Genomic DNA, 9,626 nt, shown 5'->3' with positions numbered 1-9,626 from the left:
CGCGGCGGTCGCCGGGCTGCGTCCGCTGCTGGCCCGCGTCACCGGGCGCCCCGTCACCCTCGGGTGGGGGGCCCGTCGCCCGGGCTCCACCGACGCGCGCGGCCGGCACCTGCTGATCACCGGTGCGGTCACCGATGATCTGCCGGTGCCCGGTCGCCCGTACACCTTCGCGGAACTCCAGGCGGCCCGGGCCGCCGGCGACCGGCGGGCCCTGGCCGGCCGGGAGCGACCGGTGCTGCGACTGCACCTGACCGAGCGGGCGGCGGGCGTCGCCCAACTGCTGGATACGGCCGGACGGACACGCACGTGACGATCAATGACCTGGAATCGACCGACCGAGATGCAGGAGGAGGTGGCCCGGTGAACCCGCTGCGCGACCCCCAGGACCGGCGGCTGCCGCGGATCCCCGAGCCGTGCGCCCTGGTGATCTTCGGGGTCACCGGGGACCTGGCCCGGAAGAAGCTGCTGCCGGCGGTCTACGACCTGGCCAACCGGGGGCTGCTGCCGCCCGGTTTCGTGGTCCTGGGCTTCGCCCGCCGGGACTGGGGCGACGGGGACTTCGAGTCGGTCGCCCACGACGCGGCCAAGAAGCACGCCCGCACCCCGTGGCGGGAGGAGGTGTGGGCCCGCCTGGCCGGCAACATCAAGTTCGTCGGCGGGTCGTTCGACGACGACGCCGCCTTCGACCAGCTCGCCGCCACGCTCGACGAACTGCGCGACTCGCACGGCATCGCCGGCAACGCCGCCTTCTACTTCTCCATCCCCCCGGCGGCCTTCCCGGTGGTGCTCAAGCAGCTCGCCCGCACCGGCATGGCGGACAACGCGAAGTCCGGCGGCTGGCGCCGGGTGGTGGTGGAGAAGCCGTTCGGCAACGACCTGCCCTCGGCCAAGGCGCTCAACGACCTGGTCGACGACGTCTTCACCAGCCAGGACGTGTTCCGGATCGACCACTACCTGGGCAAGGAGACGGTCCAGAACATCCTGGCGCTGCGGTTCGCCAACAACCTGTTCGAGCCGCTGTGGAACTCCAAGTACGTCGACTCGGTGCAGATCACCATGGCCGAGGACGTCGGCATCGGCACCCGGGCCGCGTTCTACGACTCCGTCGGCACCGCCCGCGACGTGCTCCAGAACCATCTCCTCCAACTGCTCGCGCTGGTCGCGATGGAGGAGCCGACGAGCTTCGACGCCGACGAGATCCGGGCCGAGAAGCTCAAGGTGCTCAAGGCCATCACGGTTCCCCGGGACGTCTCCCGGGACACCGTGCGCGGCCAGTACCTGCCCGGCTGGGTGGGCGGCGAGCGCGCCAAGGGGTACCTGGAGGAGGAGGGCGTCCCGGAGGGCTCCACCACCGAGACGTACGTGGCGGTGAAGCTGGGCATCCAGAACCGCCGCTGGGCCGGGGTGCCGTTCTACATCCGGGCCGGCAAGCGGCTCCCCCGCCGGGTCACCGAGGTGGCCATCATGTTCAAGAAGGCGCCGCACCTGCCGTTCGACGCCGCCGACATGGAGTCCCTCGGCCCCAACCAGCTCGTCATCCGGGTGCAGCCGGACGAGGGCGTGGTGCTGAAGTTCGGCTCCAAGGTGCCGGGCACCACGATGGAGGTCCGCGACATCGCGATGGACTTCCAGTACGGCGAGGCGTTCACCGAGTCCAGCCCGGAGGCGTACGAGCGGCTGGTGCTGGACGTGCTGATCGGCGACCGGACGCTGTTCCCGGACGCCGCCGAGGTCGAGCAGAGCTGGCAGGTGGTCGACCCGCTGGAGCACGCCTGGGAGGGCACGACGCCGGAGCCGTACCGGGCCGGTGAGTGGGGCCCCCGGGCCGCCGACGAGATGCTGGCCGCCGAGGGCCGGGCTTGGAGAAGAGCATGATCGGGTTGTGGGACACCACCGGCAACGAGGTGGTCAAGGCGCTGGCCGCGGAGCGGCGCAGCGCGGGCGGGGTGGCCAGCGGCATGGCGCTCACGCTGATCGTCGTGGTGGACGAGAAGCGGGTCCGGGAGGCCGAGGCGGCGGCCACCATCGCCGCCGCCGCGCACCCCTGCCGGTTGCTCGTGGTGGTCCGCTCCGACGTCGAGCGGGACCGCAACCGGCTGGACGCGGAGATCGTCGTCGGGGGCCGGCTCGGACCGTGCGAGGCGGTGGTGACCCGGATGTACGGCCGGCTCGCGCTGCACGCCGAGTCCGTGGTGATGCCGCTGCTCGTGCCGGACGTGCCGGTGGTGACGTGGTGGCACGGTGAGCCGCCGGAGGAGATCGCCACCGACTTCCTCGGCGTGGTCGCCGACCGGCGGATCACCGACTCGGCGCAGGCCGCCGACCCGATCGCCGCGCTGAGGCAGCGGGCCCACGACTACGCACCGGGCGACACCGACCTGGCCTGGACCCGGATCACCCCGTGGCGCACGCTCGTCGCGGGCGCGTTCGACACCACCCAGGCCCGGGTCACCGAGGCGACGGTGGTGGCGCCGCGGACCGACCCGACGGCGGCGCTGATGCGCGGCTGGCTGAACGCCCGCCTCGGCATCGACCCGGCCTGGGAGCACACCGACGAGTTCCCGAGGATGCGTGAGGTGCAGCTGCGCTGCGCCAACGGCGACGAGCTGACGCTGACCCGGGACGACAGCATCGCCGTCTTCCGCCGTACCGGGCAGGAGGACCGGACACTGCCGCTGGTCCGTCGCCCGCTCGGCGACGAGCTGGCCGAGGAGCTGCGCCGGCTCGACGCCGACCAGGTGTACGCCGAGGCGCTCGGCGCGGCGGCCGGCCTGACCGGGCTGGACCAGCGCCCGGCCCAGCGGGTGCACGTGTGGAAGGACCCGGCCACCGCCCAGCGGGCCGAGGCCGGCGTGACCGCGCACGCGGGCGCGACCGCGAACGAGTGACCGCCCGGACCGGGCGGTCGGACAGCACAGGTGACCGCCGCGGGGCGGTCGGACAGAGAGCACACGGATGACTGAGGCGAGTGTCGCCGTACACGCCGACCCCGACCTGCTGGCGCAGGCGGTGGCGGCCCGGTTGGTGGTCAAGCTGCTCGACGCGCAGGCCGAGCGGGGCCAGGCGTCGGTGGTGCTGACCGGCGGGCGGATCGCCGCGGCGGTCTACCGGGCGGTCGGACAGCTGCCCGCCCGGGACGCCGTCGACTGGTCCCGGGTCGACGTCTGGTGGGGCGACGAGCGGTTCCTGCCGGCCGGCGATCCGGAGCGCAACGAGACCCAGGCCCGGGCGGCGCTGCTGGACGCGGTGCCGCTGGACCCCGCCCGGGTGCACCCGATGCCGGCGTCGGACGGGCCGGCCGGTGACGACCCGGAGGCGGCCGCCGCCGGGTACGCGCGGGAGCTGGCCGCCGCCGCCCGCCCGGGGCACGCCGCCCTGCCCCACTTCGACGTGCTGATGCTCGGCGTCGGCGAGGACGGGCACGTGGCGTCGGTGTTCCCGGAGCACCCGGTGCACCACGACAACCGCCCGGTCAGCGCGGTGCGGGGCAGCCCGAAGCCGCCGCCGGTGCGGACCACGCTGACGCTGCCGGCGATCAACACGGCCGAGGAGGTGTGGCTGGTCGCCGCCGGGGCGGACAAGGCGCGGGCGGTGGGCATGGCGCTGGCCGGGGCCGGATCCCGGCAACTGCCGGCGGCGGGGGTGCAGGGCGTCGCCCGTACCCTCTGGCTGCTGGACCGGGCCGCGGCGGCCGACGTGCCGCCCCGGGCGCGCAGCCTCCGCTGAGCGGTAAGGAAGGGCCCCTTCTTAACGCCTCCGGTAGAGAAGGGGCCCCTTCTTAACACCTGGGCTCAGGCGCGACCGCGACGGCGGCGCAGCGCGTCGAGAGCCTCGGCGAGCAGCGCCTCACCCTCCTCGGGCGTGCGCCGCTCCTGCACGTACGCCAGGTGGGTCTTGTAGGGCTCGGCGCGCGTGCGGCCCGGCGGGTTGCCCGGGTCGGGGCCGGCCGGCTCCCCGCAGCGGGGGCAGTCCCACGTGGCCGGCGTCTCCGCCTCGGCGGCGATCAGGAACTCGACCCGGTGCCCGTGGCGGCACCAGTAGACGACCGGCCGGCGCGGCGCCGGCTCGGTGCGCTGGTCGAAACGCTCGGGGGCGGACCCGATCCGGGTGCCGCGGATGACGTTGTTGCTGGGCACGGTTGCTCGCTCCCTGTCGTCGGAGGGGACCGGCGTCGGAGGGGGTCGGCGCCGGGCGACGGGCGGAGAAACAAAACTGCGCGCGGTCCGTGACGGACCGCGCGCAGATTGTACGCTTCTTCGGCGCTCGCTCAGGTGCCGCTGGCCATCTGGAGCCGGAGCCAGAGCCCGATCCCGACGATGCACGCGAACCAGACGATCCCCACCAGGACGGTGTAGCGGTCGAGGTTCTTCTCGGCCACGGACGAACCGGCCAGGCTGGAGCTGACGCCGCCGCCGAACATGCTCGACAGACCGCCGCCCTTGCCGCGGTGCAGGAGGATCAGCAGGGTGAGCAGGACGCTCGTGATGACCAGCAACGTGATCATCGTGTAGGCGAACCAGATCGGCATGGCGGGGGTCAGTCCTCTCGTTACGATCACTGCCCGGACCTGTCGGGCACGGCGGCACCGACCGGTGGACGGGCAGCGTCAAGGATAGCGAGCGATCAGCGGGCGGTGTGCTCCGGGAACCGGCAGATCTGCGCGAACTCCTCGGCGTCCAGGCTCGCACCCCCGACCAGGGCCCCGTCCACGTCCGGCTGCGCCATGATCGCGGCGACGTTCGACGCCTTGACCGACCCGCCGTAGAGGATCCGGACCTGCTGGGCGGTCGCCTCGTCGTAGGTCTCGACGAGGCGCTTGCGCACCTCGCCGCACACCTCCTGGGCGTCCTCCGGGGTCGCCGTCTTGCCGGTGCCGATCGCCCAGACCGGCTCGTAGGCCACGACGACCTTGGTGACCTGCTCGGCGGTGAGCCCCTTCAGCGCGCCGTCGAGCTGGTCGCAGCAGTGCGGCACCTGGCGGAGCTGCTCGCGCACCTCCAGGCCCTCGCCGATGCACAGGATCGGGGTGAGCCCGTTCGCCAGCGCCGCCGCCACCTTCGCGTTGACAAGCGCGTCGTCCTCGTAGTGGTACTGCCGCCGCTCGGAGTGGCCGACCACCACGTAGCCGCAGCCCAGCTTGGCCAGCATCGGCCCGGCGATGTCACCGGTGTAGGCGCCCGAGGAGAACGGCGACAGGTCCTGTGCGCCGTAGCCGATCAGCAGCTTGTCGCCGTCCACCGCGGTCTGCACGGTCCGCAGGTCGGTGAAGGGCGGCAGCACGACGCACTCGACGTCGGTGAGCTGCTTCTCGTTCAGGCTCGCGGCCAGCTTCTGCACCAGCAGGTTGGCCTCGAGGTGGTTCAGGTTCATCTTCCAGTTGCCGGCCATCAGCGGCCGGCGGGTGGTGCTCGCCATTCAGTTCTCCAGGGCCGCGATGCCGGGGAGGGTCTTGCCCTCCAGGTATTCCAGGGAGGCGCCACCGCCGGTGGAGATGTGCCCGAACGAGGACTCGTCCAGGCCCAGCGCCCGCACCGCCGCCGCCGAGTCGCCGCCGCCGACCACGCTGAACGCGTCGGCCTTGGTGATCGCCTCGGCCACCCCGCGGGTGCCGTTCGCGAACGCCGCCATCTCGAACACGCCCATCGGCCCGTTCCAGAAGATGGTCTTCGCCTGCGACAGCGCGGCGGCGAAACCGGCGACCGTCTCCGGGCCGATGTCCAGGCCCAGCCGGTGGCTGGGGATGCCGTCGGCCGGCACGGTGTCGTGCGCGGCGTCCGGGGCGAACGCGTCCGCGGCCACCACGTCGACCGGGAGCATGATCTTGCCCGGGGCGCGCTCCATCAGGTTGCGGCAGGTGTCGACCATCTCCGCCTCCAGCAGCGAGGTGCCCACCTCGTGGCCCTGGGCCTTGAGGAAGGTGAAGCACATCCCGCCACCGATGAGCAGCCGGTCGACAGTGGGCAGCAGCGCCTCGATCACGGCCAGCTTGTCGGAGACCTTCGAGCCACCCAGGACCACCACGTACGGGCGCTCCGGGTCGCCGGTGAGCCGGCTGAGCACCTCCACCTCGCGCAGGACCAGGCGGCCGGCGACGTGCGGCAGCCGGGCCGGCACGTCGTGCACGCTGGCGTGCTTGCGGTGCACGGCACCGAACGCGTCGTCCACGTAGACGTCGCCGAGCGCCGCGAGCTGATCGGCGAACGCGCCCCGCTCGGCGTCGTCCTTGCTGGTCTCACCGGAGTTGAAACGCAGGTTCTCCAGCAGCGCGACCTGACCGTCGGCCAGGCCGGCCACGGTGGACCGCGCCGAGTCACCGACGGTGTCCTCGGCGAAGTGCACCGGGGCGCCGAGCAGCTCACCGAGCCGCCCGGCGACCGGGCGGAGGCTGAACTGCGGGTCCGGCGCGCCCTTCGGGCGGCCCAGGTGCGAGCAGACGACCACCTTCGCGCCGGCCTGCACCAGCGCGCTCAGCGTCGGCAGGACGGCCCGGATCCGGCCGTCGTCGGTGATCTCACCGGTCTGCTTGTCGAGCGGGACGTTCAGGTCGGCGCGCACCAGCACGCGCCGACCCGACACCCCCTCGCCGAGCAGGTCGTCGAGGTTACGGATCGTCACAGCGACGAACCCACCAGCTTGACCAGGTCGACGAGGCGGTTGGAGTAACCCCACTCGTTGTCGTACCAGCCGACGACCTTGACCTGGTTGCCGATCACCTTGGTCAGCGGCGCGTCGAAGATGCACGACGCCGGGTCGGTGACGATGTCGGCGGACACGATCGGGTCCTCGTTGTAGACCAGGATGCCCTTGAGCGGGCCCTCCGCGGCGGCCTTGATCGCGGCGTTGACCTCGTCCACGGTGGTCTCCCGGCCGACCTCGACGGTCAGGTCGGTGGCCGAGCCGGTCGGGATCGGCACCCGCAGCGCGTAGCCGTCCAGCTTGCCCTTGAGCTCCGGCAGCACCAGGCCGATCGCCTTCGCGGCGCCGGTCGAGGTGGGCACGATGTTGAGCGCGGCGGCCCGCGCCCGGCGCAGGTCCTTGTGCGGCGCGTCCTGCAGGTTCTGGTCCTGCGTGTACGCGTGGATGGTGGTCATCAGACCCTTGGTGATGCCGAACGTGTCCTGGAGGACCTTGGCCATCGGGGCCAGGCAGTTGGTGGTGCAGGACGCGTTCGAGATGATCGTGTGCTTGGCCGGGTCGTACTGGTCCTGGTTGACGCCCATGACCACGGTGACGTCCTCGTTCTTCGCCGGAGCGGAGATGATGACCTTCTTGGCCCCGCCGTCGACGTGCGCCTTGGCCTTGCCGCCGTCGGTGAAGAAACCGGTGGACTCGATGACCACGTCGGCGCCGACCTCGCCCCACGGCAGCTTCGCCGGGTCCTTCTCGGCGAACGCCTTGATGGTCTTGCCGCCCACGGTGATCTCGTCGGCGGTGGCCTTCACCTCGTGCGGGAGGCGGCCCAGGATGCTGTCGTACTTGAGCAGGTGAGCGAGCGTGGCGTTGTCGGTCAGGTCGTTGACCGCCACGACCTCGATGTCAGCGCCGGACGCCAGCACTGCCCGGAAGAAGTTGCGGCCGATCCGGCCGAAGCCGTTGATGCCAACCCGGATGGTCACAGGTCCCATCTCCTCGCGTTCTGGTCCGCCGGCGTGTGAGCCCGGCCGGCGGAGATTGTTCGCCGACCGGTGGAGCCGGCCGTTGACGGTTCATCTCGGCCACCCCGCCGCGGTCCCAGGAGACCAGACCGCCCGAGGCGGTGAGCACGGCGAGGGATGCCTTTGCCGGCCCCCTTGCCGTACGCAGCGACCTTATCCGAGCGCGCGCCGCCGTGCTGCGCCGGGTGGTGATCCCCCTCGCAGCTCGACGCCTCACCGGTCCTATCAGACCACGAGCATGTCGGGCGTGACGGCCGCTTCGGTATCCGGGATGCCCAGGTCGCGGGCCCGCTTGTCGGCCAACGCGAGCAGCCGGCGGATCCGGCCGGCGATGGCGTCCTTGGTCAGCGGCGGCTCGGCGAGCGCACCCAGCTCCTCCAGGGAGGCCTGGCGGTGCTCCAGCCGCAGCCGGCCGGCCGAGGTCAGGTGGTTGGGGGCGTCGTCGGCGAGGATCTCCAGCGCCCGGGTGACCCGAGCGGCGGCGGCCACCGCGGCACGGGCCGAGCGGCGCAGGTTCGCGTCGTCGAAGTTGGCCAGCCGGTTGGCGGTGGCCCGCACCTCGCGGCGTACCCGACGCTCCTCCCAGGCCAGCACGCTGGAGTGCGCGCCGATGCGGGTGAGCAGCGCGGCGATCGCGTCACCGTCCTTGACCACGACCCGGTCCACGCCACGGACCTCGCGGTTCTTGGCGGTTATGCCGATCCGGCGGGCGGCGCCGACGAGCGCCAGCGCCGACTCCGGCCCCGGGCAGGTGATCTCCAGCGCGCTGGAGCGGCCCGGCTCGGTCAGCGAGCCGTGCGCCATGAACGCCCCGCGCCAGGCCGACACCGCACAACAGACGTTCGCCGCCACCACGTGCGGCGGCAGGCCGCGCACCGGGCGGCCGCGCACGTCCAGCAGGCCGGTCTGCCGGGCGAGCGCCTCGCCGTCCTTGACCACCCGCACGATGAAGTGGCTGCCCTTGCGCAGGCCGCCGGAGGCGAGCACGTGGATCTCGCTCGAGTAGCCGTAGACCTCGGCGATCTCCCGCCGCAGCCGACGCGCCACCGCGCCGGTGTCCAGCTCCGCCTCGACCACGACGCGACCCGACACGATGTGCAGGCCGCCGGCGAAGCGCAGCAGGGCGGCCATCTCCGCCCGGCGGCAGCAGGGCTTGGGCACGTCGACCCGACTCAGCTCGTCCTTGACCGCAGCCGTCATCGCCATTCCAGCGCCCCCTCAGGACCGGTTCCGGCGTGTCGCCGGTGATTACGTACGTGTCTAACGATCGGCGCCCAGGACAGGCACCAGTGCGGCGCCGAGTGCGGCCGGATCATGACGGGGCGTGCCGTCGGTGACGGCGACGGGGGCGAGGACCAGCCGGGCACCCAGCGATTCTGCCGCACGTTCGACCGCCACGGGGTCACCCACCGCCGTGGAGTCGGCCAGCACCATGTCCACCTTCAACTCGGGCAGATAGCGCCGCAGGGTGTCCAGATGGTCAGGCAGGGAGAGCCCGGAGGTCTCCTTCTCGGCCACCAGGTTCAGCGTCACCATCCGTCGCGCCGGGCTGGACACGATCGCGTCGGCCAGCCCGGGCACCAGCAGGTGCGGCAGCACGCTCGTGTACCAGCTGCCCGGCCCGAAGATCAGCCAGTCCGCGGCGCGGACCGCGCTCACCGCCTCGGCACACGCCGCCGGCGCGGCCGGGGTCAGCCGCAGCGACTCCACCGTGCCCGAGGTGACCGCCACCTGGTGCTGGCCCCGCACGGTACGCACCTCGTCCGGGCGGGCCGGGTCGGCACCGCGTACCCGGGCCTCGATGCCGACCGGCTGGCGGGACATCGGCAGCACCCGGCCGACCGCGCCGAGCATCGCGCCGGCGTGGTCGAGCGCGGCCACCGGGTCGCCGAGCAGCTCGGTCAGCCCGTGCAGCAGCAGGTTGCCGACCGCGTGGCCGGCCAGCGGGTCGCCTGCCGCCGACGCGAGCGG

General features: G+C 72.8%; 10 protein-coding genes and 1 pseudogene. 4 read left to right on the top strand and 7 right to left on the bottom strand.

The features are described from left to right. The 4 genes and pseudogenes from HUW36_RS17835 to pgl all read left to right on the top strand — a co-directional run. Window positions 1-310 (top strand): annotated as a pseudogene (locus tag HUW36_RS17835) (glucose-6-phosphate isomerase); the annotation flags it as partial. 50 nt (window positions 311-360) lie between these two features. Further along, on the top strand, window positions 361-1,875 hold the full coding sequence (gene zwf, locus HUW36_RS17830) for a glucose-6-phosphate dehydrogenase (RefSeq protein ID WP_174529212.1): 1,515 nt from the start codon (window positions 361-363) through the stop codon (window positions 1,873-1,875). After that, window positions 1,872-2,888, top strand: coding sequence for a glucose-6-phosphate dehydrogenase assembly protein OpcA (locus HUW36_RS17825; protein ID WP_174529211.1), 1,017 nt, complete (start codon window positions 1,872-1,874; stop codon window positions 2,886-2,888). Before zwf ends, HUW36_RS17825 begins: the two co-directional genes overlap by 4 nt. 67 nt (window positions 2,889-2,955) lie before the next feature. Continuing rightward, a complete protein-coding gene (gene pgl / locus HUW36_RS17820; RefSeq protein ID WP_174529210.1) occupies window positions 2,956-3,726 on the top strand; it encodes a 6-phosphogluconolactonase in 771 nt (256 codons plus the stop codon). Between the two features lie 65 nt (window positions 3,727-3,791). Here the strand turns inward: pgl and HUW36_RS17815 are convergent, their stop codons facing one another. The 7 genes from HUW36_RS17815 to HUW36_RS17785 all read right to left on the bottom strand — a co-directional run. After that, window positions 3,792-4,136 carry an RNA polymerase-binding protein RbpA gene (locus HUW36_RS17815; RefSeq protein ID WP_174529209.1) on the bottom strand — a complete coding sequence of 115 codons (345 nt, stop codon included), beginning with the start codon at window positions 4,134-4,136 and terminating at the stop codon, window positions 3,792-3,794. 131 nt (window positions 4,137-4,267) lie between these two features. Beyond that, window positions 4,268-4,528 carry a preprotein translocase subunit SecG gene (secG, locus tag HUW36_RS17810; protein ID WP_174529208.1) on the bottom strand — a complete coding sequence of 87 codons (261 nt, stop codon included), beginning with the start codon at window positions 4,526-4,528 and terminating at the stop codon, window positions 4,268-4,270. Window positions 4,529-4,623: 95 nt separating this feature from the next. Beyond that, window positions 4,624-5,415, bottom strand: a complete 792-nt coding sequence (gene tpiA / locus HUW36_RS17805; RefSeq protein ID WP_174529207.1) for a triose-phosphate isomerase — start codon at window positions 5,413-5,415, stop codon at window positions 4,624-4,626. Beyond that, window positions 5,416-6,615, bottom strand: a complete 1,200-nt coding sequence (locus HUW36_RS17800) for a phosphoglycerate kinase (RefSeq protein WP_174529206.1) — start codon at window positions 6,613-6,615, stop codon at window positions 5,416-5,418. It abuts the gene before it with no gap. Further along, window positions 6,612-7,616, bottom strand: coding sequence for a type I glyceraldehyde-3-phosphate dehydrogenase (gap, locus tag HUW36_RS17795; RefSeq protein ID WP_174529205.1), 1,005 nt, complete (start codon window positions 7,614-7,616; stop codon window positions 6,612-6,614). Before gap ends, HUW36_RS17800 begins: the two co-directional genes overlap by 4 nt. A gap of 264 nt (window positions 7,617-7,880) precedes the next feature. Further along, complete coding sequence (gene whiA / locus HUW36_RS17790) at window positions 7,881-8,861, bottom strand: DNA-binding protein WhiA (RefSeq protein ID WP_013287467.1); 981 nt, start codon at window positions 8,859-8,861, stop codon at window positions 7,881-7,883. Between the two features lie 54 nt (window positions 8,862-8,915). After that, the coding region (locus HUW36_RS17785; protein WP_174529204.1) for a gluconeogenesis factor YvcK family protein at window positions 8,916-9,626 on the bottom strand (711 nt) is incomplete at its 5' end.

The sequence above is a fragment of the Micromonospora maritima genome (genome assembly GCF_902825405.1).
In the GTDB taxonomy this organism is placed as follows: Bacteria; Actinomycetota; Actinomycetes; order Mycobacteriales; family Micromonosporaceae; genus Micromonospora; species Micromonospora maritima.
This window is presented reverse-complemented; position numbering and strand designations above follow the sequence as displayed.